The organism is Pluralibacter gergoviae ATCC 33028 = NBRC 105706, from assembly GCF_001598855.1.
GTDB classification, from domain to species: Bacteria; Pseudomonadota; Gammaproteobacteria; order Enterobacterales; family Enterobacteriaceae; genus Pluralibacter; species Pluralibacter gergoviae.
This window is the reverse complement of the sequence record NZ_BCZS01000013.1, coordinates 130,239-155,731: the sequence shown is the minus strand read 5'-3', so window position 1 is coordinate 155,731 and position 25,493 is coordinate 130,239. Positions and strand designations below refer to the sequence as shown.

30 protein-coding genes and 1 pseudogene are annotated in these 25,493 nt (G+C 55.5%); 28 read left to right on the top strand and 3 right to left on the bottom strand.

Features of this window, described 5'->3' with window-relative positions; translation table 11 throughout:
• The 20 genes and pseudogenes from ENGE1_RS14735 to ENGE1_RS29495 all read left to right on the top strand — a co-directional run.
• Positions 1-1,231: DUF2345 domain-containing protein (locus ENGE1_RS14735; protein WP_155731555.1), on the top strand; the 1,231-nt coding region annotated here is incomplete at its 5' end.
• Between the two features lie 13 nt (positions 1,232-1,244).
• Positions 1,245-1,754: a DUF4123 domain-containing protein gene (locus ENGE1_RS27030; protein ID WP_146144444.1), complete on the top strand. Its 510-nt coding sequence runs from the start codon at positions 1,245-1,247 to the stop codon at positions 1,752-1,754.
• 21 nt (positions 1,755-1,775) lie between these two features.
• Positions 1,776-2,129, top strand: coding sequence for a hypothetical protein (locus tag ENGE1_RS14730; protein ID WP_048255354.1), 354 nt, complete (start codon positions 1,776-1,778; stop codon positions 2,127-2,129).
• Complete coding sequence (locus tag ENGE1_RS14725; protein ID WP_073971316.1) at positions 2,122-2,787, top strand: restriction endonuclease fold toxin 5 domain-containing protein; 666 nt, start codon at positions 2,122-2,124, stop codon at positions 2,785-2,787. Before ENGE1_RS14730 ends, ENGE1_RS14725 begins: the two co-directional genes overlap by 8 nt.
• A 12-nt stretch (positions 2,788-2,799) precedes the next feature.
• A complete protein-coding gene (locus ENGE1_RS14720) occupies positions 2,800-3,492 on the top strand; it encodes an Imm52 family immunity protein (protein WP_064360644.1) in 693 nt (230 codons plus the stop codon).
• A gap of 36 nt (positions 3,493-3,528) precedes the next feature.
• Positions 3,529-4,954, top strand: a pseudogene (locus tag ENGE1_RS14715) (DUF2345 domain-containing protein); the annotation flags it as partial.
• Positions 4,951-5,454 carry a DUF4123 domain-containing protein gene (locus ENGE1_RS14710; RefSeq protein ID WP_053075618.1) on the top strand — a complete coding sequence of 168 codons (504 nt, stop codon included), beginning with the start codon at positions 4,951-4,953 and terminating at the stop codon, positions 5,452-5,454. The pseudogene ENGE1_RS14715 and the gene ENGE1_RS14710, both read left to right, overlap by 4 nt.
• Entirely contained in the window at positions 5,448-5,792 is a 345-nt protein-coding gene (locus ENGE1_RS14705) for a hypothetical protein (protein ID WP_048255418.1), read from the top strand. Before ENGE1_RS14710 ends, ENGE1_RS14705 begins: the two co-directional genes overlap by 7 nt.
• On the top strand, positions 5,792-6,544 hold the full coding sequence (locus ENGE1_RS14700; RefSeq protein ID WP_064360642.1) for a Tox-REase-5 domain-containing protein: 753 nt from the start codon (positions 5,792-5,794) through the stop codon (positions 6,542-6,544). Before ENGE1_RS14705 ends, ENGE1_RS14700 begins: the two co-directional genes overlap by 1 nt.
• On the top strand, positions 6,541-7,260 hold the full coding sequence (locus ENGE1_RS14695; RefSeq protein WP_048255397.1) for an Imm52 family immunity protein: 720 nt from the start codon (positions 6,541-6,543) through the stop codon (positions 7,258-7,260). Before ENGE1_RS14700 ends, ENGE1_RS14695 begins: the two co-directional genes overlap by 4 nt.
• Positions 7,261-7,413: 153 nt before the next feature.
• Positions 7,414-7,758, top strand: coding sequence for a hypothetical protein (locus ENGE1_RS14690; protein ID WP_048255418.1), 345 nt, complete (start codon positions 7,414-7,416; stop codon positions 7,756-7,758).
• Positions 7,758-8,510: a Tox-REase-5 domain-containing protein gene (locus ENGE1_RS14685; RefSeq protein WP_064360641.1), complete on the top strand. Its 753-nt coding sequence runs from the start codon at positions 7,758-7,760 to the stop codon at positions 8,508-8,510. Before ENGE1_RS14690 ends, ENGE1_RS14685 begins: the two co-directional genes overlap by 1 nt.
• Positions 8,507-9,226, top strand: coding sequence for an Imm52 family immunity protein (locus ENGE1_RS14680; RefSeq protein WP_048254112.1), 720 nt, complete (start codon positions 8,507-8,509; stop codon positions 9,224-9,226). Before ENGE1_RS14685 ends, ENGE1_RS14680 begins: the two co-directional genes overlap by 4 nt.
• 160 nt (positions 9,227-9,386) lie before the next feature.
• Positions 9,387-9,731, top strand: a complete 345-nt coding sequence (locus ENGE1_RS14675; protein ID WP_064360640.1) for a hypothetical protein — start codon at positions 9,387-9,389, stop codon at positions 9,729-9,731.
• Entirely contained in the window at positions 9,731-10,480 is a 750-nt protein-coding gene (locus ENGE1_RS14670; protein WP_048254111.1) for a Tox-REase-5 domain-containing protein, read from the top strand. Before ENGE1_RS14675 ends, ENGE1_RS14670 begins: the two co-directional genes overlap by 1 nt.
• Positions 10,477-11,193 (top strand): Imm52 family immunity protein, encoded by a 717-nt coding sequence (locus ENGE1_RS27025; RefSeq protein ID WP_072065306.1) that lies wholly within the window; start codon positions 10,477-10,479, stop codon positions 11,191-11,193. Before ENGE1_RS14670 ends, ENGE1_RS27025 begins: the two co-directional genes overlap by 4 nt.
• A 153-nt stretch (positions 11,194-11,346) precedes the next feature.
• Complete coding sequence (locus ENGE1_RS14665) at positions 11,347-11,691, top strand: hypothetical protein (RefSeq protein WP_064360640.1); 345 nt, start codon at positions 11,347-11,349, stop codon at positions 11,689-11,691.
• The gene (locus ENGE1_RS14660) at positions 11,691-12,440 is read left to right on the top strand and encodes a Tox-REase-5 domain-containing protein (protein WP_064360639.1); all 750 of its coding nucleotides are present in this window, start codon (positions 11,691-11,693) and stop codon (positions 12,438-12,440) included. The genes ENGE1_RS14665 and ENGE1_RS14660 overlap by 1 nt, the downstream gene beginning before the upstream one ends.
• Positions 12,441-12,442: 2 nt before the next feature.
• A complete protein-coding gene (locus tag ENGE1_RS28815; protein ID WP_048254108.1) occupies positions 12,443-12,793 on the top strand; it encodes a hypothetical protein in 351 nt (116 codons plus the stop codon).
• Between the two features lie 86 nt (positions 12,794-12,879).
• A complete protein-coding gene (locus tag ENGE1_RS29495) occupies positions 12,880-13,164 on the top strand; it encodes an Imm52 family immunity protein (protein WP_230682742.1) in 285 nt (94 codons plus the stop codon).
• Positions 13,165-13,384: 220 nt separating this feature from the next.
• Here ENGE1_RS29495 and adhP read toward each other — a convergent pair whose 3' ends face one another.
• Positions 13,385-14,425, bottom strand: a complete 1,041-nt coding sequence (gene adhP / locus ENGE1_RS14645; protein ID WP_045289082.1) for an alcohol dehydrogenase AdhP — start codon at positions 14,423-14,425, stop codon at positions 13,385-13,387.
• 27 nt (positions 14,426-14,452) lie between these two features.
• Complete coding sequence (gene exaC / locus ENGE1_RS14640; protein WP_048254107.1) at positions 14,453-15,973, bottom strand: acetaldehyde dehydrogenase ExaC; 1,521 nt, start codon at positions 15,971-15,973, stop codon at positions 14,453-14,455.
• A gap of 260 nt (positions 15,974-16,233) precedes the next feature.
• On the opposite strand from exaC, the gene ENGE1_RS14635 reads away from it, so the two are divergent.
• A complete protein-coding gene (locus ENGE1_RS14635) occupies positions 16,234-18,015 on the top strand; it encodes a sigma-54-dependent Fis family transcriptional regulator (protein ID WP_043082164.1) in 1,782 nt (593 codons plus the stop codon).
• Here ENGE1_RS14635 and ENGE1_RS14630 read toward each other — a convergent pair whose 3' ends face one another.
• Positions 18,016-19,188 (bottom strand): acetyl-CoA C-acetyltransferase, encoded by a 1,173-nt coding sequence (locus tag ENGE1_RS14630; RefSeq protein ID WP_043082163.1) that lies wholly within the window; start codon positions 19,186-19,188, stop codon positions 18,016-18,018.
• A 219-nt stretch (positions 19,189-19,407) separates the two neighbouring features.
• Here ENGE1_RS14630 and ENGE1_RS14625 point away from each other — a divergent pair, with 219 nt between their 5' ends.
• From ENGE1_RS14625 to ENGE1_RS14595, 7 genes are all read left to right on the top strand, one after another.
• The gene (locus tag ENGE1_RS14625; protein WP_048254106.1) at positions 19,408-20,637 is read left to right on the top strand and encodes an amino acid permease; all 1,230 of its coding nucleotides are present in this window, start codon (positions 19,408-19,410) and stop codon (positions 20,635-20,637) included.
• A gap of 67 nt (positions 20,638-20,704) precedes the next feature.
• The gene (locus ENGE1_RS14620) at positions 20,705-21,580 is read left to right on the top strand and encodes an oxidoreductase (RefSeq protein ID WP_048254105.1); all 876 of its coding nucleotides are present in this window, start codon (positions 20,705-20,707) and stop codon (positions 21,578-21,580) included.
• Positions 21,581-21,730: 150 nt separating this feature from the next.
• Positions 21,731-22,279 (top strand): peroxiredoxin, encoded by a 549-nt coding sequence (locus ENGE1_RS14615; protein ID WP_043082159.1) that lies wholly within the window; start codon positions 21,731-21,733, stop codon positions 22,277-22,279.
• Positions 22,280-22,292: 13 nt separating this feature from the next.
• The gene (locus ENGE1_RS14610) at positions 22,293-23,519 is read left to right on the top strand and encodes a protein-disulfide reductase DsbD family protein (RefSeq protein WP_048254103.1); all 1,227 of its coding nucleotides are present in this window, start codon (positions 22,293-22,295) and stop codon (positions 23,517-23,519) included.
• Between the two features lie 7 nt (positions 23,520-23,526).
• On the top strand, positions 23,527-24,081 hold the full coding sequence (locus tag ENGE1_RS14605; RefSeq protein WP_048254102.1) for an RNA polymerase sigma factor: 555 nt from the start codon (positions 23,527-23,529) through the stop codon (positions 24,079-24,081).
• Positions 24,074-24,703 (top strand): DUF1109 domain-containing protein, encoded by a 630-nt coding sequence (locus ENGE1_RS14600; protein WP_043082155.1) that lies wholly within the window; start codon positions 24,074-24,076, stop codon positions 24,701-24,703. Before ENGE1_RS14605 ends, ENGE1_RS14600 begins: the two co-directional genes overlap by 8 nt.
• A 74-nt stretch (positions 24,704-24,777) precedes the next feature.
• Positions 24,778-25,434 carry an epoxyqueuosine reductase QueH gene (locus tag ENGE1_RS14595; RefSeq protein ID WP_043082154.1) on the top strand — a complete coding sequence of 219 codons (657 nt, stop codon included), beginning with the start codon at positions 24,778-24,780 and terminating at the stop codon, positions 25,432-25,434.
• Positions 25,435-25,493 lie beyond the last annotated feature (59 nt).

Here is a 25,493-nt window from a genome sequence, read left to right as displayed (position 1 = left end):
GTACCCGCGCCCGGAGGTGCACGGCACCCTGCCCGCGCGGGTGGAGAGCCGGGAGAAGGGCGACATTTACGCCTGGCTGGACGAATACGGCCGCTACCGGGTGCGGCTGGACTTTGACCGCAGCATCGGGGAGCAGGGCTACGCCTACCTGTGGCTGCGGATGGCGAAGCCGTACAGCGGCGACACCTACGGCTGGCACACCCCGCTCATCGACGGCGCCGAGGTGGCGGTTGCCTTCAGCAGCGGCGACATCGACCTGCCCTATATCTCCCACGCCATGCACGACTCAGAGCACCCGGACCCGGTCAGCCGGGACAACCACACCCGCAACGTGCTGCGCACGCCGTCGAACAACAAGCTGCGGATGGAGGACAGGCGCGGGGAAGAGCACGTCAAGCTCGCCACGGAGTACGGCAGGACCCAGCTTAACGCCGGCCACCTGGTGGATAACCGGGAGGAACAGCGGGGCGCGGGCGCCGAGCTGCGCACCGACGAGTACGGGGTCCTCCGCGCCGGAAAGGGGCTGTTCATCAGCGCCGACGGCCAGCCGAAGGCGCAGGGCGAGGTGCTGGATATGGAGGCCGCCCTGAAGGAGATTGAGCAGCTTCAGGAACGGATGGCGCAGCTGGAGATGGCCGCAGAGCAGGCCAGGGCCCTGAAGGCCGATATTGACAGCCAGCGGGCGATGTTTGCGGAACGGCTGAAGCCGCTCAACCAGGCGCTGCTGCTCTCGGCACCGGAGGGGATGGCGCTGGCCAGCGGGGAGCACATGCAGCTGGCGGCCGCGCGGAACGTGGCGATTAACGCCGGTGGCGACATCAGCGTCGGGGTGATGGGCAGCATGACGGGGCTGGCGGGCGAAAAGCTGGGGCTGTTTGCCCGCACGGGGCAGCTGAGCCTGAAGTCGGGTGAAGGCCCGGTGGAGATGCAGGCGCAGAACGGAAAAATGCAGCTGTTTGCGCAGAAGAAGCTGACGGTGACCTCGACGGAGGACGTGCTGTTCGCGGGGAAAAAGCGGGTGACGCTGATTGGCGGCGGAAGCTACCTGCGGCTGGAGGCGGGGAAAATAGAGTACGGGACGGTGGGAAGCTATATCCGGCGGGTGCCGCGGACGTTTTTTTCGAAGCGCAATGAAATGTCCTTCCCGGCAGTGGCGGGTGGAGGAATATGCCTCAGCTGTTTAATGAAAGCTGTGATGAATGGAACCGCTTTTATTGTAAGGGAAAAGTAGTGGGGGAAAAGTAGTGGATAACAGTTCATATAACTTTGTTATGAGAAATTTAATCTCTTATCCTTTCAGTTCATTGTTTGCTCTTGTTGATGGGTTGCAATATGAGCGTCATTATGGTGAAGAGTTGAAATTTGAAAGAAACGTCGCAATGCCTTTTTTTAATACCTGGCCTGATTCACGTATTGCATTTGCGGGGCCATGGTTATTGCGGCTCAATACATCAGTGTTTCTCAGGGAGAGGATAAATGAGTTGTCATCAGCTTTGCCGTCAGTCTCATGGATTGTTTCATCTTTATCGTCAGGAAAGCTTGTAAAGCATATAAGTGAATTTTTAAATCTTCAACTTCCAGATGGACGGAATTCTTTTTTTAGGATTTACGATCCAAGAGTTCTGGCAGATATAAAAATTATTCTCGAAGAGGCTGATTATGATCGGCTTATCTCATGTTGCCATGAATGGGCTTCCTGCTCGAATGGAGTTTTAACTCTGCATAGAGCAAGTACATACAGAGAAGTTAACTGACATTTGGACAAGGAGTGAAGAATGTTGAGATTTACTGAAAAACAGCTTGCGATTTTATCTGAAAAAGAAACGGTAAATTATATAGATAACATATGCAGTATAATACGGAAAAATGCCCCCTCTCTTTCTGATAATGAGCAATTACCGATAATTTTGAAAGATGCAGATGAATTTGTTACTTTTCATGAATTTAAAGATAAGGGTGTTAGAAATGATTTTCTAATCCTAAGTGCTTTTGAGCCTTATTTTTACAAAACGGAAGAGATGCAGAGCTGGTTATTACATGGAAAGGAGAGTGTTGAAAGGGAATATATTAAGTATCGACAAATTAGTGATAATGTATTTAACAGACTAACGAGAGGCACTCATGAGTGATACAGGGGTAATATATCCTACGCCTTCAGGAAGGATAGGCATTTTCCCGCGAACTGGAAGAGGGCGTCTTGGTGGGATTATAAGCATTATCCAAGATATGGAAGTAAGGCGTGCTGCATATTTGAGCGAAATGGAGAAAGTGGAAGCTGAATCAAAATCCTTGATCAAGGAATTAAGTGAAGAAGGATGTGAGCAGTGTGTTTATACAAAGGGCGAAGTAACGTTACAGAATATTATTGGATGGTCAGAAGTAAGCATTGCTTATCAATATTATATCTGTCATTTTCCGATATATTTTCAGATTATGAAAGTAATGGAATGGACTTATGGTGTTGCATTTGATGGGTTTAGTCCAAAAGAATGTGTATTAAAAGAAACAAAAGCTAATTATGATCAGTTTTTCGATGAATATGGGGAAATGAAGTTTTTTATGAATTTGAAATATGGAAAGGAAGGTCCGTTTTTGAAGCAGGCAAAAGCACAAAATGCTGTTGCATTAGAAGGGATGCCGCCAGGAAGATTAGAATGGTACTTTATGCAGCCTATAAGCTATGCTCATGCCAAAAAGATTTTTTTGATGAATGGATTTAAAATTGATGTTTTCCATAAATCAATGCCTTCTAACTTTATAACGGAAATATTTCCTGAGTTTAAATGAGGTGCAGTGTTTATGTTTTATAAAATGCAATTTATTTTCTATAGGAAAAATGAGGCAAGTGCTATAGAAATATTTGATGAAGTATCTAAGTTCATCAATTTAATACCAAATTGGCCAGAAAAGCCCGCGGAATGGTTAATCGCACATCCGATGAATGAAATGATAGCTATTAAAAGTGAAAGAGTCACAGCAGAAGCTTTGAAGTATGTAGACACTCTTATGAATGAAGATGATGTATTTAATTTTGTGTTGGCCGATAAAAACAAAGATGACAGCGTGTTAACTATATGGGTGATGAATACGCCAGCGGTCTCAACTAAAAGATATTATTTGACGCTTACAATGAAATCATTATCGGGAACTCATGACAAAAATACATTTATTAATTTCATAATGCGCATTTTAACAATAAATGCTTGGGAGTTTAAGTTTGTATTGCTAGATACTGAACAATATGATCTAAGAATGAGATCTGTATTTGATGATAGATTATCAGTGGGGTGGATGTTATACTTACCAAAAATAATTAATAGAGATTGTTTGTTAAACGCATCAGAGGTTATTTATTGTAATAACAATCCCGGGACTCTTATTATTTCTAAAGATAATTTCAATGGAAATTTAACTGATGACATTAACATAGCAAATAATATTGAGATAGAACTCTCGTCGCATGGTGAACTACCTAAAATTAGTGAACTCTAACAGGCTCCCTGAGCGAATAATTCCGCTGAAGGATTGAGTTCACCACCGCCAGGGACAGTATATCCGGAAACGGGGGCCTTTTACGCCCGCATCCGCCACGAGCGGACGCTTAACGGCGCTGCCCGCATACACCTCTTCAGCAACGCCTCGCGCCTCGCGGGACTCCCGGCTGCACGTCTCCCTGTGGGGAATGCCCTACGCTGAAAACTACTGCTACCGTCCGGTGGCGTACCCGCGCCCGGAGGTGCACGGCACCCTGCCCGCGCGGGTGGAGAGCCGGGAGAAGGGCGACACCTGTGCCTGGCTGGACGAGCACGGCCGCTACCGGGTGCGGCTGGACTTTGACCGCAGCACCGGGGAGCAGGGCTACGCCTACCTGTGGCTGCGGATGGCAAAGCCGTACGGCGGCGACACCTACGGCTGGCACACCCCGCTCATCGACGGCGCCGAGGTGGCGGTTGCCTTCAGCAGCGGCGACATCGACCTGCCCTATATCTCCCACGCCATGCACGACTCAGAGCACCCGGACCCGGTCAGCCGGGACAACCACACCCGCAACGTGCTGCGCACGCCGGCGAACAACAAGCTGCGGATGGAGGACAGAAGGCAGGAAGAGCACGTCAAGCTCGCCACGGAGTACGGCAAAACCCAGCTTAACGCCGGCCACCTGGTGGATAACCGGGAGGAACAGCGGGGCGCGGGCGCCGAGCTGCGCACCGACGAGTACGGGGTCCTCCGCGCCGGAAAGGGGCTGTTCATCAGCGCCGACGGCCAGCCGAAGGCGCAGGGCGAGGTGCTGGATATGGACGCCGCCCTGAAGGAGATTGAGCAGCTTCAGGAACGGATGGCGCAGCTGGAGATGGCCGCAGAGCAGGCCAGGGCCCTGAAGGCCGATATTGACAGCCAGCGGGCGATGTTCGCGGAGCGGCTGAAGCCGCTCAACCAGGCGCTGCTGCTCTCGGCGCCGGAGGGGATGGCGCTGGCCAGCGGGGAGCACGTGCAGCTTACCGCCGCGAAGAACGTGGCGATTAACGCCGGGGGCGACGTCAGCGTCGGCGCGATGGGCAGCATGACGGCGCTGGCGGGCGAAAAGCTGGGGCTGTTTGCCCGCACGGGGCAGCTGAGCCTGAAGTCGGGCGAAGGCCCGGTGGAGATGCAGGCGCAGAACGGGAAGCTGCAGCTGTTTGCGCAGAAGAAGCTGACGGTAAGCTCCACGGAAGACGTGCTGTTTGCCGGGAAAAAGCGGGTGACGCTGATAGGGGGCGGAAGCTACCTGCGGCTGGAGGCGGGAAGGATAGAGTACGGGACGGTGGCGAGCTATATCCGGCGGGCGCCGAGGACGCTTTTTGCGAAGCGCAATGAGCTGCCGTTCCCCGCCGTAGCAGGCGGCGGGATATGCCTCAGCTGTCTGATGAAGGCCGCGATGAACGGCGACACGTTCGTTGTCAGGGGGCGGGAATGACCGGTCTCAGCGTCGGGTATGCCGTCCGGCAGCTTATCCATGCGACGAATATCTCACTCTATGCCCTGGTGGATGGCCTCCAGTATGAGCGCTGCTTTGGCGAGCCGCTCTTTTTTCAGCAACATATCACTGCCCCCCTGTTTGACCAACCGCCGGATTCCCGGATTGCCTTTGCCGGTCCCTGGCTCATCCGGATTGGTGATATGACCGGTTCTCAGGAAAAGCTCGCAGTCCTTGAGGCCGCGTTGCCCTCGGTATCGTGGCTGGCGACAGCAACAGCCGCGCAGACGCTGGTTATTCATCTGCAGCAAAACATGAATATCGTTCTGCCCGACGGGCAGGCCGCCCTGCTGCGCCTGCAGGACCCGCGCGTTCTGCTCAGGCTCGCCGGCACGCTCGACAGTCAGCAGCATCACAGGCTGACCGCCCCCGTTCAGGAGTGGACAACCACGGTGGACGGGAAGCCCTGGTCATTTAAACAAAGGACGTTTTTATGCTGAACCTGTCGCAGGCCCAGTGCGCGGGCATGGAAAAAATGGCGGATGAGGATTTTGTCCACGATACCGCCCGGCGGCTGAGAAAGAAATTTCCGGTGATGGATGAGGACGACAATACCTTTCACGCCCGCCTGAACGCAGCGCTCGCATATGCGAATACGTTACCGCTGAAGGAAAAAAATGTGCGGCGCGATTTTCTGATGCTGGAGGCGATTTATCCGGGTTTTTACCTGAAGCCGGAAGTGGACAGGTGGCTGAAAACGCCCAACGGTAACTCTCCGGACCAGCGTCTGGAGGATTTTAAGCATGTGGTGATAAACAGGGAAAGGAGAGGACGCTGATGGCATGGATTTTTGGTACGGGAGGCAGCGCCGCAGGCAGCGTCGGAGCCGCAGGTGGCGCGGTGGGCGCTCCCCGCTATCCGGGAGCAAAAAGCGACAGTGGGTGGGACGACGACGACATGTCTGACCCGTCATTCAGCGGTGCACGCGCCGGAGGAAGCGGAGGATTCACTTATCAGGGAAAACCTTACGACCCGGCCCTGAACGAGCCGATGGTGGTCAGCGCGGAAACCCACGGTGATTTCTGGGAAGACGATATGGATCATACCGAGGCCGTAAGTTATGAGGGGATTGAAATCAAAACCGGCGCACGGTCTGAAACAAATGAAGCGCGCTGCCAGATGTGTCCGCCGGAGGGTAAAGTCATGCCGATGGTCAGGCGCTGCGCGCGCTGGAGCAGGGTAACGATAAGCTACCAGACGCGCATCTGCGGCACGTTTTATAATCCTGAGACGCGGCAGATACAGGAGTTTAAATACTGCGGCGTATCGTTTGACGGCTGGAAGGATAAGCTGTGCCAGTTCTGGGAGGCAAAGGCGCGGTATGATCAGTTTTTTAATGTTGATGGGACCAAGAAGCGTTGGTGGACTGGTAATGTTAGCGCAATAAATCAAGCTTCTAGACATCAAGCCGTTGCAACAGTAAATCAGCCCTTAAAGGTCATCTGGATATTTATGCAGCCTTTAAGCGAAAAGTATTTTTCAGCACTATTTACTCCCTTTAAAGACATTACAACTAGGTGGATGCCATGAATACTTTATACAATACGGAAATAAATGTTTACTTCGAAAACGATGATGATATTCAAGTTAACGGATGTCTTAATGGCATGTTTGAAATTTCACAAGAAATGGAAAAGCTTCTAGAGAAAAGGAAAACATGGTTTTTCTCTGGCCACTCGAAAAAAGACGCCTTAGAAAATATAGCCTTTGATGATAACGGGCCAACTAAAAATGCAATTACCATAGTCAGCAAGCATTATAAAAAAAACAAACCACTAATTAATGAGAGTCTTTGGGATGGCGAGCAATATGGCGAATCTTGCTCTATTTCTCATTATATGATGTTCATTCTTAACCCTAAAAAAGGAATGTTTGTTATTGGCATGGATGAAAAGATGGAAAACACTGAAAAAATGATTTCCATGGTGATGTTTTTGGCGCGCACAAGAAACAAAGCATATGTGGCGGTAGACTCAAAGGGTTATAAACTCAATAAGTATAACGTATTTCCAGACAGAATTTATGTAGGGTGGATGCTGTATATTCCACACGTTGTTTTACCAAACTTGGTGCCACAAGCAGCTAAAGTTATTCCTGTTATGGATGGTGATAAACAGAAAGGTACTATAGTTATATCAACCGAAGATATTTTTGATGGCTCAAATAAAGAGCATATTGCCAAGGCAAATGATCTTGAAATTAGACTTTTGGATCTTGGTTTGTTACCGCTTATGACCGAACTGTGATAAAACATAAAATAAAATATCAAAATGTTATATAGAAAAATTAAGGTCACCAAAGCGTACCAGCCAGCAGCGTCACAGGCTGACCGCCCCCGTTCAGGAGTGGACAACCACGGTGGACGGGAAGCCCTGGTCGTTTAAACAAAGGACGTTTTTATGCTGAACCTGTCGCAGGCCCAGTGCGCGGGCATGGAAAAAATGGCGGATGAGGATTTTGTCCACGATACCGCCCGGCGGCTGAGAAAGAAATTTCCGGTGATGGATGAGGACGACAATACCTTTCACGCCCGCCTGAACGCAGCGCTCGCATATGCGAATACGTTACCGCTGAAGGAAAAAAATGTGCGGCGCGATTTTCTGATGCTGGAGGCGATTTATCCGGGTTTTTACCTGAAGCCGGAAGTGGACAGGTGGCTGAAAACGCCCAACGGTAACTCTCCGGACCAGCGTCTGGAGGATTTTAAGCATGTGGTGATAAACAGGGAAAGGAGAGGACGCTGATGGCATGGATTTTTGGTACGGGAGGCAGTGCCGCAGGCAGCGTCGGAGCCGCAGGTGGCGCGGTGGGCGCTCCCCGCTATCCGGGAGCAAAAAGTGACGGTGGTTGGGACGACGACGACATGCCTGATCCGTCATTCAGCGGTGCACGCGCCGGAGGAAGCGGAGGATTCACTTATCAGGGAAAACCTTACGACCCGGCCCTGAACGAGCCGATGGTGGTCAGCGCGGAAACCCACGGTGATTTCTGGGAAGACGATATGGATCATACCGAGGCCGTAAGCTATGAGGGGATTGAAATCAACGCCGGCGCGCGGTCTGAAACGAATGAAGCGCGCTGCCAGATGTGTCCGCCGGAGGGTAAAGTCATGCCGATGGTCAGGCGCTGCGCGCGCTGGAGCAGGGTAACGATAAGCTACCAGACGCGCATCTGCGGCACGTTTTATAATCCTGAGACGCGGCAGATACAGGAGTTTAAATACTGCGGCGTATCGTTTGACGGCTGGAAGGATAAGCTGTGCCAGTTCCGGGAGGCAAAGGCGCGGTATGATCAGTTTTTTAGGGCGGATGGCTCGAGGAAACCTTGGTGGACTGGTAACCAAAGTGCAATAAATCAAGCTTCCCGCCATCAGGCTGTTGCAACAGTAAATCAGCCATTAAAAGTTCTCTGGATATTTATGCAACCTGTAAGCTATGAATATTTCAAAAAAATATTCAAAGACTACAAGGATATTATTACGAGGTGGCAACCATGATTGAATTTTTTAACACGTCAATAAATATGCATGCAGTGAAAGAATGCAACATAACAATAGATGATTGTTTGAATGAACTATACAGAGGCACATTAGTAGTTAGAAAGTTAACACGATATGACGAAAAATGGTACTTAACGGGCCACTCAAGAAAAGATGCTTCAAAGCATGTCGTATTTAATGAAGGCAAGTCTAACCAAAATATCTTAGATGTTTTTGAGCGGCATTATAAAAAGAATCATCCTTTAGTTAATGAATCCATATGGAACGGTCAACCAGATGGACTATCTTGCTCGATATCTCATTTTATGAAGTTTATAGACAATCCTAAAAAATTAAATTTTATTATAGATATTGATCAGAGGGTTGCAAGTGCGGCAGACATGATTGATTCATTGGTGCTATTAGCTAGCGGAAAAAACAAAGCATGGATAAAGGTTGATTCAAAAGGCTATTGGCGTCATGATCGCAATGTTTTTCCTGACAGGATATATATAGGATGGATGTTATACATACCCCATATAGTCCGGTCTGAATTAATCCCCGAAGCAGCAAAAATCATACCGATTTTCGATGATAATAAGCAAAAAGGAACAATTATAGTTTCAACAGAAGAAATATTCGATGGAAGCAATAAAAATCACATCGAAAAAGCTAATGATATAGAAATAAGACTTCTGGATCTTGGGCTTTTACCACTAATGACGGAACTTTAGTTTCATACGCCGTATGAAATTATCGCCCAGTGCGGGAAACGGACTTGAAGATCATCCGGTGCGTTCAGTCTAACCTACAGTGATGGCTGACCGCCCCCGTTCATGAGTGGACTACCACAGTGGACGGGAAGCCCTGGTCATTTAAACAAAGGACGTTTTTATGCTGAACCTGTCGCAGGCCCAGTGCGCGGGCATGGAAAAAATGGCGGATGAGGATTTCGTCCACGATACCGCCCGGCGGCTGAGAAAGAAATTTCCGGTGATGGATGAGGACGACAATACCTTTCACGCCCGCCTGAGCGCAGCGCTCGCCTGGGCGAACACGCTGCCGTTGAAGGAAAAAAATGTGCGGCGCGATTTTCTGATGCTGGAGGCGATTTATCCGGGTTTTTACCTGAAGCCGGAAGTGGACAGGTGGCTGAAAACGCCCAACGGTAACTCTCCGGACCAGCGTCTGGAGGATTTTAAGCATGTGGTGATAAACAGGGAAAGGAGAGGACGCTGATGGCATGGATTTTTGGTACGGGAAGCAGTGCTGCAGGCAGCGTCGGAACCGCAGGTGGCGCGGTGGGCGCTCCCCGCTATCCGGGAGCAAAAAGTGACGGTGGTTGGGACAACGACATGCCTGATCCGTCATTCAGCGGTGCACGCGCCGGAGGAAGCGGAGGATTCACTTATCAGGGAAAACCTTACGACCCGGCCCTGGACGACCCAATGGAGGTCAGCGCGGAAACCCACGGTGATTTCTGGGAAGACGATATGGATCATACCGAGGCCGTAAGTTATGAGGGGATTGAAATCAAAACCGGCGCACGGTCTGAAACAAATGAAGCACGCTGCCAGATGTGTCCGCCGGAGGGTAAAGTCATGCCGATGGTCAGGCGCTGCGCGCGCTGGAGCAGGGTAACGATAAGCTACCAGACGCGCATCTGCGGCACGTTTTATAATCCTGAGACGCGGCAGATACAGGAGTTTAAATACTGCGGCGTATCGTTTGACGGCTGGAAGGATAAGCTGTGCCAGTTCCGGGAGGCCAAGGCGCGGTATGATCAGTTTTTTGATGTTTTTGGTGATCCCAAGGGCTGGTGGAAAGGTTATCGAAGTGGCCTAAATCAAGGTTCTCGCCATCAAGCTGTTGCGACGGTTAATCCACCTTTAAAGGTTGTATGGTTTTTTATGCAACCTGTAAGTTATCGATATTTTTCGAAAATGTTTAAAGACTTTAAAGATATAATAACAAGGTATAAGCCATGATGAGAATATCAGTGAGTGTTTACTATGAAGATACTCGATCTCCAGATGTTACACTATGTCTCGATGAGTTGTTTTATGTTTCTGAGTTAATAGATACATTATTAGAAAAAAAGAAAAAATGGTATGAGAAAGGATACTCAAGAAAAAAAGCACTTGAACATGTGGTCTTTAACCATATCAAGGCTGGCCCAGAGGTAGTTGAAAGATGGCGTAAACAATTAAAAAAAGACTACCCACTAATAATTGAGGGAATATGGGATGGTGAAACTGATGATAAACTATGCTCAATAAATTATATAAAAAAACACATTGAAGATATAAAAAAAACCAGTTTGGATATTATTATCACCTGTAATCAAAGTGAGATAATTACAAGTAAAGTGATTAAATTCTTATATTCTTTAGTTCATAATAAAAAAAATGCTTATGCATCAATAAATACAAATGGTTACTGGAATAAAATGAATAATGTTTTTCCTGACCGAATTTGTGTGGGGTGGATGTTGTATATTCCTCACGTTATTTTATCAAACCTAGCGCCACAAGCAGATAAAGTTATTCCTGTTATGGATGGTGATAAACAGAAAGGTACCATAGTTTTATCAACTGAAGGTATTTTTGATGGATCAAATAAAGAACATATTTCCAAATCTAATGATCTTGAAATTAGACTTTTGGATCTTGGTTTGTTACCGCTTATGACTGAACTGTGATAAAGCATAAAATAAAATATCAAAATGTTATATAGAAAAATTAAGGTCACCAAAGCGTACCAGCCAGCAGCGTCACAGGCTGACCGCCCCCGTTCAGGAGTGGACAACCACGGTGGACGGGAAGCCCTGGTCATTTAAACAAAGGACGTTTTTATGCTGAATCTGTCGCAGGCCCAGTGCGCGGGCATGGAAAAAATGGCGGATGAGGATTTCGTCCACGATACCGCCCGGCGGCTGAGAAAGAAATTTCCGGTGATGGATGAGGACGACAATACCTTTCACGCCCGCCTGAGCGCAGCGCTCGCCTGGGCGAACACGCTGCCGTTGAAGGAAAAAAATGTGCGGCGCGATTTTCTGATGCTGGAGGCGATTTATCCGGGTTTTTACCTGAAGCCGGAAGTGGACAGGTGGCTGAAAACGCCCAACGGTAACTCTCCGGACCAGCGTCTGGAGGATTTTAAGCATGTGGTGATAAACAGGGAAAGGAGAGGACGCTGATGGCATGGATTTTTGGTACGGGAAGCAGTGCTGCAGGCAGCGTCGGAACCGCAGGTGGCGCGGTGGGCGCTCCCCGCTATCCGGGAGCAAAAAGTGACGGTGGTTGGGACAACGACATGCCTGATCCGTCATTCAGCGGTGCACGCGCCGGAGGAAGCGGAGGATTCACTTATCAGGGAAAACCTTACGACCCGGCCCTGGACGACCCAATGGAGGTCAGCGCGGAAACCCACGGTGATTTCTGGGAAGACGATATGGATCATACCGAGGCCGTAAGTTATGAGGGGATTGAAATCAAAACCGGCGCACGGTCTGAAACGAATGAAGCACGCTGCCAGATGTGTCCGCCGGAGGGTAAAGTCATGCCGATGGTCAGGCGCTGCGCGCGCTGGAGCAGGGTAACGATAAGCTACCAGACGCGCATCTGCGGCACGTTTTATAATCCTGAAACGCGGCAGATACAGGAGTTTAAATACTGCGGCGTATCGTTTGACGGCTGGAAGGATAAGCAGTGCCAGTTCCGGGAGGCCAAGGCGCGGTATGATCAGTTTTTTCGGGCGGATGGTACAAAGAAAGATTGGTGGCGAGGGGATAACAGTGCAATTAATCAAGCCGGGCGTCATCAAGCTGTTGCGACAGTTAATCATCCATTAAAAATCGTCTGGATTTTTATGCAGCCGATGAGTTGCTACTATTTTTCAAAAATCTTCATAAGATTTAAATATATTATTGTTAGATGGGAGCCTTGATTATGGGCACACGTTTTGTAGTAAATTTTGATTTTCGTATCAAAGATGATGACATTAAGCTTTCACAAATAATTGAACACTTTATTTTTATCATAGCACAAATTAATAATTTGTCTCAGATGGAAAAGGATTGGTATGAAACGGGTTTCTCCAGAAAACAAGCTCTCAATCAGGTGGCATTTCAGAATGGAAGTATAACAGATAACACTCGTTTGAAATGGGAACGCCGATATAAAAAAATATGCCAATGTTTGTTGATGGCGTATGGGATGCCAATGATGATGAAAATAGCTGTGGTATCTCTTATAGAAAAATGTTTTATGATGAAAAAAATAGAGTTTCAGTGGAATTAAGTTTAGTTGTAAGTAATGAAGAGAACCTATTGTGTCGATTTATATCCTTCGTATCACATCTCGCTTTATTTTTTGATTGTTCCTATATGAGCATCGATTCAAATGGATACAATCTGTTGCGGCGGAATGTGTTCCCTGACAGACTGGCTGTAGGTTGGATTTTATACATTCCATACATAATCTTGACTGGGTTAATTCCAGAAGCAGTCCGAGTTGTGCCGGTAATGGAGGGCGAGAAACAGAAAGGTACTATCTTTGTATCTACTGAGAATATATTCGATGGTAACAATAAAGAACACATCGGCAAATCTAACGATATTGAAATCAAGCTTCTGGATCTTGGCTTGTTACCACTGATGACAGAGCTTTAATTCTGACAGGCACTGAATGGGCATTTACTGGCGCACGAAGATTGACGATACCCGTACCCGTCTCATCCTCATTGAACCTGAAGCTACGTCAGGAAATAGGCTCCTGTATATGCTGGGCCAGATCATTCACGGCAGCTTCATCGTACTGAGCTCCCATAACGCCGATAGCAACATAACAGAGCGAAACCTGCCATCCAGGTTTCGCTCATCTGTTAATAACCTACAGCGCCAAATCCACCACAATCCGCCCCTCAATCTTGCCGGCGTGCATGCGGGCGAAGATATCGTTGATATTGCTCAGCGGCTCGACGGCGATATTGGCCTTCACCTTGTGGCGGCCGGCGAAGTCCAGCGCCTCCTGCAGATCTTTGCGGGTACCGACGATAGAGCCGCGCACGGTGATGCCGTCCAGCACCATATCAAAGATAGAGAGATCGAATTTGCCCGGCGGCAGGCCATTGAGGACCATCGTGCCGCCCCGGCGCATGGTGCCGATGGCCTGCTCGAACGCCTTCGGCGAGACGGCGGTGACCAGCACGCCGTGGGCGCCGCCGAACTCCTCCTGGAATACCTTCGCCGGATCGACGTTTTTGGCGTTCGCCACCACGCTTGCGCCGAGGCGTTTGGCAAATTCCAGCTTAGCGTCGTCGATATCGACGGCGGCCACGTTGAGACCCATCGCCACCGCGTACTGAATCGCCATGTGGCCGAGACCGCCGATGCCGGAGATCACTACCCAGTCGCCGGGTTTGGTATCCGTCATTTTCAGCCCTTTGTAGACCGTGACGCCCGCGCAGAGGATCGGCGCAACTTCGTTGAACTCCAGGTTATCGGGAATGATGCCGACGTAGTTGGCGTCCGCCAGGCAATACTCGGCAAAGCTGCCGTTAACGGAATAACCGGCGTTCTGCTGAGAGAGACAGAGCGTCTCCCAGCTGTCGAGGCAGTGCTCGCAGTGGCCGCAGGCGGAGTAGAGCCACGGAATGCCGACCCTGTCGCCAAGCTTCAGGTGTTTGACGCCGTCGCCGACGGCGACCACATTGCCCACGCCTTCGTGGCCGGGAATAAACGGCGGGTTAGGCTTCACCGGCCAGTCGCCCTCCGCCGCGTGCAGGTCGGTATGACAGACGCCGGTGGCGGCAATTTTGACCAGCACCTGTCCCGGTCCGACCGAGGGTACCGGCACCTCTTCAATCACTAACGGTTCGCCAAACGACTTCACAACTGCGGCTTTCATGGTGGTTTTAATTTTCATATTCATCATCATGCTCCGTAAACAGGGTGAGGTTTAAAACAGACCTAACGGTTCCACGCTGTAGCTGACCAGCAGGTTCTTGGTATTCTGATAGGCGTCGAGCGCCATCTTGTGGGTCTCACGTCCGACGCCGGACTGCTTGTAGCCGCCGAAGGCCGCATGCGCCGGGTAGATGTGGTAGCAGTTGGTCCAGACGCGTCCCGCCTTGATCCCGCGCCCCATGCGGTAGGCCAGATTGCTGTCGCGGGTCCAGACCCCGGCGCCGAGGCCGAACTGGGTCTGGTTGGCGATAGCCAGCGCTTCCGCTTCATCCTTAAAGGTCGTGACGCCGATCACCGGGCCAAAGATCTCCTCCTGGAAGCTGCGCATCTCGTTGGTGCCTTTGATCAGGGTCGGCTGGATGTAGAAACCGTTATCCAGATCGCCGGCGATCTTCGCGCGATCGCCGCCGGTCAGGATCTGGCCGCCCTCCTCCTTCGCTATCTGGATGTAGGAGAGGATCTTGTCGAACTGCTGGCGGGAAGCCTGGGCGCCGATCATGGTGTCGGTATCAAGAGGATCGCCGCGGCGGATCGCCGCCACTTTGTCCATCACCCGCGCCATGAACCGCTCATAGATGGACTCGTGGATCAGCGCCCGCGACGGGCAGGTGCAGACCTCGCCCTGGTTGAAGAAGCCGAGCACCAGTCCCTCAACAGCTTTATCAATAAACGACTCTTCGCCGTCCATGACGTCGGCAAAGTAGATGTTGGGCGACTTGCCGCCCAGCTCGACGGTGCAGGGAATAATGTTCTCCGCCGCGCAGGCCATGATGTGGCGGCCCACCGGCGTGGAGCCGGTAAAGGCAATCTTGGCGATGCGCTTGCTGGTCGCCAGCGCCTCGCCGGCCTCTTTGCCAAAGCCCTGCACCACGTTGAGCACGCCCGCCGGGAAGATGTCGCCAATCAATTCCAGCAGGAAGGTGATGCTGAGCGGCGTCTGCTCGGCGGGCTTGAGCACCACGCAGTTGCCGGCCGCCAGCGCCGGCGCCAGCTTCCAGGCGGCCATCAGCAGCGGGAAGTTCCAGGGAATGATCTGTCCGACGACGCCCAGCGGTTCGTGAAAGTGATAGGCGACGGTATTTTCGTCGATCTCGGCGGTGCTGCCCTCCTGGGCGCGCAGGCAGCCGGCGAAGTAGCGGAAATGATCCACCGCCAGCGGCAGGTCGGCGTTGAGGGTTTCTCGCACCGGCTTGCCGTTGTCCCAGCTCTCAACCACCGCCAGCAGTTCGAGATTGGCCTCAATGCGGTCGGCAACCTGCAGCAGCAGATTGGCGCGCTGGGCCGCCGGGGTTTTGCCCCAGGCCTCGGCGGCCCGGTGCGCGGCGTCGAGCGCCAGGTTAATGTCGCGGGCATCGGAGCGCGGGAACTGACCAATCTCGCTGCCGTCTACCGGCGAAGTGTTCATAAAGTAATTGCCGCTGAGCGGCTCGATGAACTGGCCGTTGATAAAATTGCCGTAGGTGGCCTTGAGGCTGAACAGGGCACCGGGCTGGCCGGGATGTGCGTAACGCATCGCAAACTCCTTCTGTAGGGTTAAGGAACGGCGGCATATTCATTTTTGCTTTCGCGCGCCTTGAGTAGGGAGTGCATCCGTCGTGCCAGCTTTTTTCGTTCAAAAATAAATTATTATTTATTAATAAGTTAAATAAATTCACGTTCAAGAAACGTGCCCTTCATGAACAAAATATCGCCTTCTGTGTTGCGTATCGCAACACGAATAAAACCTTATGGCTACAATGTCGCAACACTTCCTTTTCAGCCCTGAGGTGAGCAATGCAGGATAACGGTTCAGCCACCCCCGCCGGTCGCGACACGCCGCTGCTGAGCGACTCCTGGTCGCGCAGCCAGCTTTATGGGCTGGAGCGCACGGCGGACGACTTCCCCCGCCTTGCAAAGGGAGAGCTGGTGGATCTGATCGCCAGCAACGCCCGCCTGCAGCAGCTTTCTCAGCCGGTGATGAACGGGCTGGCCCGGCGTATGGCCGATAAACAGGCCGTGGTGGTCCTTTCAGACGCCACCGGCTGGGTAATGCACACCTTCGGTAATCTGCACGCCATGCAGAAAGCGCAGCGCGTGGCGCTGGCGCCCGGCAATCTGTGGAGCGAGTGCGGCCGCGGCACCAACGCCATCGGTACCGCGCTGGCCATTGACGATAGCTGCGAAATCGAAGGTCGCCAGCACTTCCTCGCCAGCAATCAGGACCTCTACTGCGCGGCAATGCCGCTGCAGGCGCCCGACGGCCGCGTTGCCGGCGTGCTGGATGTCTCCGGCCCGGCGCATTTCGCCCACACCGACACCCTGGCGTGGGTGCAGGCCGCCGCGAAGCAGATTGAGTACCTGTGGGTTAAGCAGAGTCTGCACCCGCAGCAGTGGCTGGTGAGCGTGCATCCGCAGCTCGGGAAGCTCGACAGCGCCGAAGAGGGACTGCTGGTGTTCTCCGATAATCTGCTGACTGCCGCCAACCGTCAGGCCCTGATAGCCCTGGGGATAAGCAGTGAGCGGGTCGGCAGCGCGACCTTCAGCCAGCTCTTTCCGACGCTGCAGCAGAGCCCCAACAGCGTGCCGCTGCCGGTTGATAGCCCCCGCCACGGTCGCCTCTATGTCCGCCTGCGGGCGCCGGCGCAGCGCGCGGTCAGCGCCGCGCCGCCCGCTGCCGGACCGGTGTTTCCCTTCTCCGGGGGCCGCGACGGCGAAAAGATGGTGCGCCTGCTCAACGCCGGCGTATCGCTGTGCATTCACGGCGAAACCGGCTGCGGTAAAGAGTTCATCAGCCAGGCCCTGCACCGGCACAGCCGCTGGCGCGAGGGCAAATTCGTCGCCATCAACTGCGCGGCGATTCCGGAGTCGCTGATCGAATCCGAGCTGTTTGGCTACCAGCCGGGCGCCTTTACCGGCGCCAGCAAAAATGGCTATATCGGCAAGATCCGCGAAGCCGACGGCGGCGTGCTGTTCCTCGATGAGATCGGCGATATGCCGCTGGCGCTGCAGACCCGGCTGCTGCGCGTGCTGCAGGAGAAAGAGGTTGCTCCGCTGGGCGGCAGCCGCAGCTGGCCGGTAAACTTCGCGGTAATTTGCGCCACCCACCGCAATCTGGCGCAGCGCGTGGCCGACGGCGAGTTTCGCGAGGATCTGCTCTACCGCCTGCAGGAGTTTGCCATGACCATCCCGCCGCTGCGGCAGTGGCCCGCCCTGCCCGCCTTTATCCAGCGGCTGTGGCACGAGCTGGGAGGCGATGTGCGCGGTATCACCCTAGCCCCGGCGCTGGTCACCACGCTGGCGCGCCACCCCTGGCCGGGCAACGTACGCCAGCTGCGCAGCGTGCTGAAGGTGCTGCTGGCGCTGGCGGATGACCATACGCAGCTGGACAATGACGACCTGCCGGCGGAATACCGTGAGACGGAACACGACGCGGGAGGAGAGCGGCAAAAGCAGGATGAACGGCTGATTGCGGAAACGCTGGCGCGCTATAACGGCAACATCAGTAAAGCGGCGCAGGCGCTGGGCGTCGCGCGCAGTACCCTCTACCGGCGCGGCGCCCGGGCCGGCGGCGAGTAGCTACTCCCGCTCCACCGCCAGGGCTACGCCCTGACCGCCGCCGATGCACAGCGTTGCCAGCCCCCGGCGGGCCTTGCGCTTGATCATCTCATGCACCAGCGATACCAGAATGCGGCAGCCGGAAGCGCCGATCGGGTGGCCGAGGGCAATAGCGCCGCCGTTGACGTTAACCCGGCTCTCGTCCCACTCCAGCTCGCGGCCGACGGAGATTGCCTGGGCGGCAAACGCCTCGTTGGCCTCAATCAAATCCACCTCGCTGAGCTGCCAGCCGACCCGCTCCAGGCAGCGGCGGGTGGCGTACACCGGCGCGATGCCCATCAGGGCGGGATCGACGCCGACGCTGGCGAAGGCGCGAATGCGGGCGAGCACCGGCAGACCAAGCTCCTGCGCTTTGCTTTCGCTCATCATCATCACCGCCGCCGCGCCGTCGTTAATCGAGGAGGCGTTGCCCGCCGTCACCGAGCCGGAGACGTCAAAAGACGGGATCAGGCCCGCCAGCTCTTCGGCGCTGGCGTCGGTGCGGGGCTGCTCATCGGTATCGACCTTTATGCCCCTCTGCGCACTCACAACCGGAACAATTTCATCGCGAAAGCGGCCGGAGTCGATGGCCCGCCGCGCCTTCTGCTGAGAGCTGAGCGCCCAGGCGTCCTGCAGTTCCCGGCTAATGCCGTATTCGCGGGCGAGGTTCTCGGCGGTGACGCCCATGTGGTAGTCGTTGAAGGCGTCCCAGAGGCCGTCGTGAACGAGACTGTCGATAAGCTGGCTGTTGCCGAGCTGGGCGCCGGTGCGGCTGTCGGTCAGCACGTGCGGAGCGCGGCTCATGTTCTCCTGCCCGCCGGCGATCACCACGTCGGCTTCGCCGCACTGAATCGCCTGGGTGGCGAGGTGCAGCGCCTTCAGGCCGGAGCCGCAGACATCGTTGATGGTTATGGCGGAGACCGTATTCGGCAGGCCGCCGCGAATGGCCGACTGGCGGGCGGGATTTTGCCCGGCGCCGGCGGTGAGCACCTGGCCGAGGATCACCTCATCGACCGCCAGCGGATCCAGCCCGCTGCGTTCGACCAGCGCCTTCACCACCACGCTGCCCAGCTCCACGGCGGTAAAAGAGGAGAGCGCCCCCTGGAAGCAGCCTATGGGCGTGCGAACCGCACCTACGATAACGACGTCTTTCATCCCCGACCCCAGCCTGAATTAATCTGGTTATAGTAGAGGATTGTTATCAACTTTTATTTTGCTTGTTTAAAAAAAGTGAATCCTATCACAAAGGAAAAGCGTCTTTATTTAACATTCAATCACTCACCGGCCGCAGACTGTAAAACCCGTCCCCTCCCGCGGCGTAAATATGATAAATTCGCCCTCATTTTTTACTAATCTGGTTTAAAAGTTCAACTAATGTCGAGAATCTGGTCAAAAGACGAGACGCTGTGGAGTTTCGCCTTATATGGTACTGCGGTAGGGGCCGGCACCCTGTTCCTGCCGATTCAGCTCGGCTCCGCCGGCGCGATGGTGCTTCTGATTACCGCCCTCGTGGCATGGCCGCTGACCTACTGGCCCCACCGGGCGCTGTGCCAGTTTATTCTCGCCAGCAATCTGCCGGCCAGCGTCGGTATTACCGGGGCGGTGAGCCACTACTACGGCAAGAAAATCGGCAACCTCATCACTTCGCTCTATTTCATCGCCTTCTTCGTGGTGATCCTTATCTACGCGGTGGCCATCACCAACTCCCTGACCGAACAGCTGGCAAAACAGATGAGCGTGACGCCCGGTATCCGGATGCTGGTCAGCCTCGGCGTGGTGCTGGTGCTGAACCTGATTTTCCTGATGGGCCGCCACGCGACGCTGAAGGTGATGGGATTCCTGGTATTCCCGCTGATTGCCTACTTCCTGTTCCTCTCGCTCTACCTGACCGGCCGCTGGGAGCCCGCGCGCTTTAGCGGCCAGCTCACCCTGAACGCGCACACCCTGCACCAGGTGTGGCTGTCGATTCCGGTGATGGTTTTTGCGTTTAGCCATACCCCGATAATCTCCACCTTCGCCATCGACCGGCGGGAGAAATTCGGCGCGGGCGCTATGGATAAATGCAAAAAAATCATGCGCATTGCCTATCTGATCATCTGCCTGAGCGTGCTGTTCTTCGTTTTCAGCTGCCTGCTGGCGATCCCCGAGAGCTACATTACCCACGCCAAGGATGAGGGCGTCACCATCCTGTCGGCGCTGGCGATGCTGCCCTCGGCGCCGCACTGGCTGGCGGTATCGGGGATTGTGGTGGCGATTGTCGCCATGTCGAAGTCGTTTCTCGGCACCTACTTCGGGGTGATTGAAGGGGCCAGCGAGATCGTTCGCGCCTCGCTCAATCAGCTGGGGGTGCGCAAGAGCCGGGCGTTCAACCGCGCCACCTCGATTGTGCTGGTCTCGGCGGTAACGTTCCTCGTCTGCTGCATTAACCCTAACGCCATGTCGATGATTTACGCCATCAGCGGCCCGCTGATCGCGATGATCCTGTTTATTATGCCGACCGTTTCAACCTATCTGATCCCTTCCCTGCGGCCCTACCGCTCCACCGGCAGCCTGATCACCCTGATCGTGGGCCTGCTCTGCGTCTCGGTGATGTTCCTCGGATAAGGTTACTGCTTTATTCTTCGGGCAACGGCGCTACACTGACGTCGTTGCCATTTAAGAGGAAAGAGCTATGTCCAGCGTTACGCAGTCCGGCCATTGTCAACTTGGAGATCGCGAGGTCTATCGTCTCGGCTACGGGGCTATGCAGCTGGCGGGGCCCGGGGTGTTCGGCCCGCCCAAAGATCCCGACATGGCGGTGAAGGTTCTGCAGGCCGCCGTGGCGGCGGACGTCAACCACATTGATACCTCCGACTTTTACGGCCCCCACGTCACCAACCAGATCATTAAAAAGGCGCTGCATCCCTATGCGGATAACCTGACCATCGTCACCAAGGTCAGCGCCCGCCGCGATGAGCAGGGCAACTGGCTGCCCGCCCTGAGCGCGCCGGAATTGACCCGCGCGGTGGAGGATAACCTGCGTAACCTGGGCCTGGAGGCGCTGGACGTGGTTAACCTGCGCAGCATGCACGGCACCCACGGGCCGGAAGAGGGGCCGCTGGAAGAGCCGCTTGAGACGCTTATCGCGCTCAAGGAGCGCGGGCTTATCCGCCACATCGGCCTGAGTAACGTCACCGCCAGGCAGGTTGCGGACGCGCAGAAAATGACCGATATCGTCTGCGTGCAGAACTTCTATAACGTCGCCAACCGCGGGGACGACGCGCTGATCGACGCCCTGGCGGCGCAGCATATCCCCTACGTGCCTTTCTTCCCGCTGGGCGGTTTTACGCCGCTGGACTCGCAGACCCTGAACGATGTTGCGGCCTCGCTCGACGCCACGCCGATGCAGGTGGCCCTGGCCTGGCTGCTGCAGCGCTCGCCCAACATTCTGCTGATCCCCGGCACCTCGTCGCTGGCGCACCTGGAGCAGAACCTGGCCGCTGCGGCGCTGACGCTGCCGGAATCGGCCCTGAAGGTGCTTAACGCCCTCAGCGATAATCGCGCATAGCGTGTTAATACCGCGACCGGGCGCCCGCCCGGTCAGCCTTTCCGGCCCCGGCGGAAAAGAAAGTGGCAGAAATTTTTCCAGCAGCGAAACTTTTATTAGCGTTCTAACGAACTGATAAATGACAACACACTTTTGCTACTGGAGCCTACCATGAAACATCGCCTCTCCCTGCTGTGCGCCGCCGCGGCGCTGACCCTCGCAAGCTTTACCGCCAGCGCGGCGCTGGAAAAGGGCGCCCAGGCGCCGGACTTCACCCTCAAGGCCGCGCTGGGCGGCAAGCCGATGGACTTCTCTCTGCAGCAGGCGCTGAAGAAGGGGCCGGTAGTGCTCTACTTCTTCCCCGCCGCCTTCACCAAAGGCTGTACCCTGGAGGCCCACGATTTTGCCGAAGCCACCGACCAGTTCAATAAGCTCGGCGCCACGGTGGTCGGCGTAACGGCGGGCAATATCGATCAGGTCGATAAATTCTCCGAGGTCGAGTGCCGCAACAAATTTGCCGTCGCCGCCGATCCGGGGGCCAAAGTGGCCGGCGAATACCAGACCCAGATGCAGATGAACGGCAAAACGCTGTCGGACCGTACCTCTTTCGTGATCGCTCCCGACGGCAAAATTCTGCTGAGCTACACCGACCGCAATCCCGACGCGCACATCGAGAAGACGATGGCCGCGGTGAAGCAGTACGCGCAAACGCACTCCTGAGGCACTACGCACAATGCTAACAGCCATGCTCGCCGCCCTGCTGGGCGGCATTATTCTTAACGTCATGCCCTGCGTTTTTCCTATCGTCTCGCTGAAGGCGCTGGGCCTGATGCGCCACGACGGCGACGCGGCCAGCGCCCGCACTGAAGGCATAGGCTTTCTGCTGGGGACGCTGGCGGCGATGATGGTGCTGACGGGCATACTGCTGGCGATCCGCGCCGGCGGCAGCGCCGTCGGCTGGGGCTTTCAGCTGCAGTCGCCGCTGGTTATCGCCGCGCTGGCGCTGGTGATCCTCGGCGCAGCCCTGAATCTGCTCGGCGTCTTTGAGGTCGGCCTCTCGATGCAGCGCGCCGGGGAGATCGCTATCGGGCGCGGGGCATTCCTGCGCTCGGCGCTGACCGGCGCGCTGGCGATCGTCGTCGCCACGCCCTGCTCGGCGCCCTTTATGGCCGGCGCCATCGGCTACGCCCTGGTGCAGCCGCCCGCCGTCGCGCTGGCGATTTTCTTCGCCCTCGCCGTCGGCTTCGCCGCCCCGTTTACGCTTATCTCGCTGTTCCCGGCCCTGGCGCGCCGGCTGCCGCGCCCGGGCCCGTGGATGGGCATCGTTAAGCGCGCGCTGGCCTTTCCGATGTTCGGCGCCTACGCCTGGCTGGTGTGGGTCCTCGCGCAGCAGGCCGGCAGCACCGCGCTGGCAACGCTGCTTGCCGGCTCGGTCATCCTCAGCTTTGCCGCCTGGCTTTACGGCATGGCCCAGCAGCGGCAGATGCTCGGGCGCGGCTACCGGCTGATGTACGCTGCCACCGCGCTGCTGGTGCTGGCGGTAATTGCCCCGCTGCCCGGCGTGATGAAGCCCGCCAACGCGCCGCAGGTCGCAAGGCAGACGCAGGTGCCGATGGTCTGGTCGCCGCAGGCTGTGGCGGAGAACCGCGGCCACGGCCGGGCCATCTTCGTCAATTTTACCGCCTCCTGGTGCATCACCTGCCAGGTGAACGATAAAACGTCGCTGTCGACGGCGGCGGTAAAAAGCGCCCTCGCCCGCACCGGCACGCTGTATATGGTGGCGGACTCCACCAAATTTAACGCCGATATCGACGACGCCATGAGCCAGTTCGGCCAGGGCGGCCTGCCGCTGTACGTGGTCTATCCCGCCGACGGCGGTAAGCCGCAGGTGCTGCCGCAGGTGCTGACCCCGGCGATTGTCGTCAACGCCCTGGACCAGGCTGCGGGGAAAAAGGCGTGAGCCGGGCATGACCGACGCGCGGCTGCCGCAGGCGGCCTGGCCCGAGTACATGGCCCGCGCCCAGGCCGGCGACGGCGAGGCGTATACCCGGCTGCTGCGCGCGCTGGTTCCCACCGTGCGCGCCATCGTCAGCCGGCAGATTGCCAGCCGCGACCTGGTGGAAGACACCGTTCAGGACGTGCTGCTCACGCTGCACCGCATTCGCCACACCTACGATCCGACCTGCCCGTTTATGCCGTGGCTGGTCGCCATTGCCCGGGCGAGGGCTATCGACGCCCTCCGCCGTCAGGGGCGTCAGCGGCGCAGGGAGGTGTCGGCAGATGAAGAAGAGGATGGCTTAACCGCCCCGCCGCAGGCCGATCGCCAGGAGGCCCGCGAGGAGCTGGCCCTCTACCTGAATCAGTTGCCGGACCGCCAGCGTCGGATAGTTGAGCACGTTCATCTGCAGGAGATGACGCTTGCCCAGGCGGCCCGGGAGAATAACCTGACCGTTCCGGCGGTCAAATCACTGCTGCACCGGGCGCTGAATGCGCTGCGCCGCTCAGGAGCGAATCATGACTGACCATAATGCGTTAATTGAACAGCTGGGCCGCGCGGCGAGCCCGGTGACGCGCCCGCAGCGCGTTGAGTGGCGGACGTTGAGCTGGACGCTGGTCGCCCTGCCCTGCGGCTGGCTCGCCAGTCTGCTGGTGCCGCGAGAAAGCACCGACTGGCTGCAGCCCGGCGCGGTGCTGGCCGCGCTGCAGCTGCTGCTGGCCTTTATCACCGGCTTTTTTGCCGTGCGCAATGCGCTGATTATCAGCATTGCCGGCCGCCGGCCGCTGGGCTGGCGGACCTTTGCGCCGCTGCTGCTGCTGTGGGGCGCGACGCTGCTGTTCAGCATCGGCCACGCGCCGCTAACCGGCCACGCGCTAAGCGAAACCCGCTGCTACGCCTTTATGGTGACGGTCAGCGTGCCGATGCTGCTGCTGGCCATCATCTGGATCCGGCGCACCCGCACCCTGACGCCGCTGCGCAGCCTCTCTGCAGCGGGCTGCGGCGTCGGCTGTATGGCCGTCACCCTGCTGTCGTTCTGCCATCCGCTGCACCTGCACCCGGGCGATCTGGCGATGCACGCGGCGGCGTTCGCCACCATCGTGGCGGCGACGGTACTCCTGGGGTGGCGCTGGGTGACCGTCAGGTAAGGCGAAGGTCACCATTTTGTGATTCAGATGTTAGAATCAGCCATTATGCGTAACCCTCAACAGCGAATTTTGCGATGACCGATTTCAAACGACCGCAGCTCGAACTGCCGGACGGCGCCGACAGGCTGCTGCTGCACTCCTGCTGTGCGCCCTGCTCCGGCGAGGTAATGGAGGCAATACAGGCCTCGGGCATTGAATACACGATTTTCTTCTACAACCCGAATATCCATCCGCAGAAGGAGTATCTGATCCGCAAGGAGGAGAACATCCGCTTTGCCGAAAAGCACGGCGTGCCGTTCGTCGATGCCGATTACGATACCGATAACTGGTTTGCGCGGGCCAAAGGCATGGAGTGGGAGCCGGAGCGCGGCGTGCGCTGCACCATGTGCTTCGATATGCGCTTCGAGCGCACCGCGCTCTACGCCCACGAGCACGGCTTCCGGGCGATCAGCAGCTCGCTGGGGATTTCGCGCTGGAAGAACATGCAGCAGATCAACGACTGCGGCCACCGCGCGGCAGAACCCTATCCGGATCTGGTCTACTGGGACTACAACTGGCGCAAGCAGGGCGGCTCATCGCGAATGATTGAGATCAGCAAGCGCGAGCGCTTCTACCAGCAGGAGTACTGCGGCTGCGTTTACTCGCTCAGAGACTCCAACCTGCACCGCAAGTCGCAGGGTCGGGACATTATCCGCATCGGCAAGCTCTACTACGGGGATGAGGCGGAGTAGACGGTCGCTGAGCTGCAATACGCCTAACCTATCGTATTCTGCCCGCCTATTACGTAAGC

Bases quoted from the DNA above. Each gene is read 5' to 3' on its own strand.
- ENGE1_RS14615 (WP_043082159.1), top strand. From the start codon at position 21,731: ATGAAACATCGCCTCTCCCTGCTGTGCGCCGCCGCGGCGCTGACCCTC.
- exaC (WP_048254107.1), bottom strand. From the start codon at position 15,973: ATGCGTTACGCACATCCCGGCCAGCCCGGTGCCCTGTTCAGCCTCAAG.
- ENGE1_RS14725 (WP_073971316.1), top strand. From the start codon at position 2,122: ATGAGTGATACAGGGGTAATATATCCTACGCCTTCAGGAAGGATAGGC.
- ENGE1_RS14700 (WP_064360642.1), top strand. From the start codon at position 5,792: ATGGCATGGATTTTTGGTACGGGAGGCAGCGCCGCAGGCAGCGTCGGA.
- ENGE1_RS14660 (WP_064360639.1), top strand. From the start codon at position 11,691: ATGGCATGGATTTTTGGTACGGGAAGCAGTGCTGCAGGCAGCGTCGGA.
- ENGE1_RS14675 (WP_064360640.1), top strand. From the start codon at position 9,387: ATGCTGAACCTGTCGCAGGCCCAGTGCGCGGGCATGGAAAAAATGGCG.
- ENGE1_RS27025 (WP_072065306.1), top strand. From the start codon at position 10,477: ATGATGAGAATATCAGTGAGTGTTTACTATGAAGATACTCGATCTCCA.
- ENGE1_RS14595 (WP_043082154.1), top strand. From the start codon at position 24,778: ATGACCGATTTCAAACGACCGCAGCTCGAACTGCCGGACGGCGCCGAC.
- ENGE1_RS14605 (WP_048254102.1), top strand. From the start codon at position 23,527: ATGACCGACGCGCGGCTGCCGCAGGCGGCCTGGCCCGAGTACATGGCC.
- ENGE1_RS14665 (WP_064360640.1), top strand. From the start codon at position 11,347: ATGCTGAATCTGTCGCAGGCCCAGTGCGCGGGCATGGAAAAAATGGCG.
- ENGE1_RS14710 (WP_053075618.1), top strand. From the start codon at position 4,951: ATGACCGGTCTCAGCGTCGGGTATGCCGTCCGGCAGCTTATCCATGCG.
- adhP (WP_045289082.1), bottom strand. From the start codon at position 14,425: ATGAATATGAAAATTAAAACCACCATGAAAGCCGCAGTTGTGAAGTCG.
- ENGE1_RS14730 (WP_048255354.1), top strand. From the start codon at position 1,776: ATGTTGAGATTTACTGAAAAACAGCTTGCGATTTTATCTGAAAAAGAA.
- ENGE1_RS14705 (WP_048255418.1), top strand. From the start codon at position 5,448: ATGCTGAACCTGTCGCAGGCCCAGTGCGCGGGCATGGAAAAAATGGCG.
- ENGE1_RS14620 (WP_048254105.1), top strand. From the start codon at position 20,705: ATGTCCAGCGTTACGCAGTCCGGCCATTGTCAACTTGGAGATCGCGAG.
- ENGE1_RS14720 (WP_064360644.1), top strand. From the start codon at position 2,800: ATGTTTTATAAAATGCAATTTATTTTCTATAGGAAAAATGAGGCAAGT.
- ENGE1_RS14695 (WP_048255397.1), top strand. From the start codon at position 6,541: ATGAATACTTTATACAATACGGAAATAAATGTTTACTTCGAAAACGAT.
- ENGE1_RS14610 (WP_048254103.1), top strand. From the start codon at position 22,293: ATGCTAACAGCCATGCTCGCCGCCCTGCTGGGCGGCATTATTCTTAAC.
- ENGE1_RS14600 (WP_043082155.1), top strand. From the start codon at position 24,074: ATGACTGACCATAATGCGTTAATTGAACAGCTGGGCCGCGCGGCGAGC.
- ENGE1_RS14690 (WP_048255418.1), top strand. From the start codon at position 7,414: ATGCTGAACCTGTCGCAGGCCCAGTGCGCGGGCATGGAAAAAATGGCG.
- ENGE1_RS14680 (WP_048254112.1), top strand. From the start codon at position 8,507: ATGATTGAATTTTTTAACACGTCAATAAATATGCATGCAGTGAAAGAA.
- ENGE1_RS28815 (WP_048254108.1), top strand. From the start codon at position 12,443: ATGGGCACACGTTTTGTAGTAAATTTTGATTTTCGTATCAAAGATGAT.
- ENGE1_RS29495 (WP_230682742.1), top strand. From the start codon at position 12,880: ATGAGCATCGATTCAAATGGATACAATCTGTTGCGGCGGAATGTGTTC.
- ENGE1_RS14685 (WP_064360641.1), top strand. From the start codon at position 7,758: ATGGCATGGATTTTTGGTACGGGAGGCAGTGCCGCAGGCAGCGTCGGA.
- ENGE1_RS14625 (WP_048254106.1), top strand. From the start codon at position 19,408: ATGTCGAGAATCTGGTCAAAAGACGAGACGCTGTGGAGTTTCGCCTTA.
- ENGE1_RS14670 (WP_048254111.1), top strand. From the start codon at position 9,731: ATGGCATGGATTTTTGGTACGGGAAGCAGTGCTGCAGGCAGCGTCGGA.
- ENGE1_RS14630 (WP_043082163.1), bottom strand. From the start codon at position 19,188: ATGAAAGACGTCGTTATCGTAGGTGCGGTTCGCACGCCCATAGGCTGC.
- ENGE1_RS14635 (WP_043082164.1), top strand. From the start codon at position 16,234: ATGCAGGATAACGGTTCAGCCACCCCCGCCGGTCGCGACACGCCGCTG.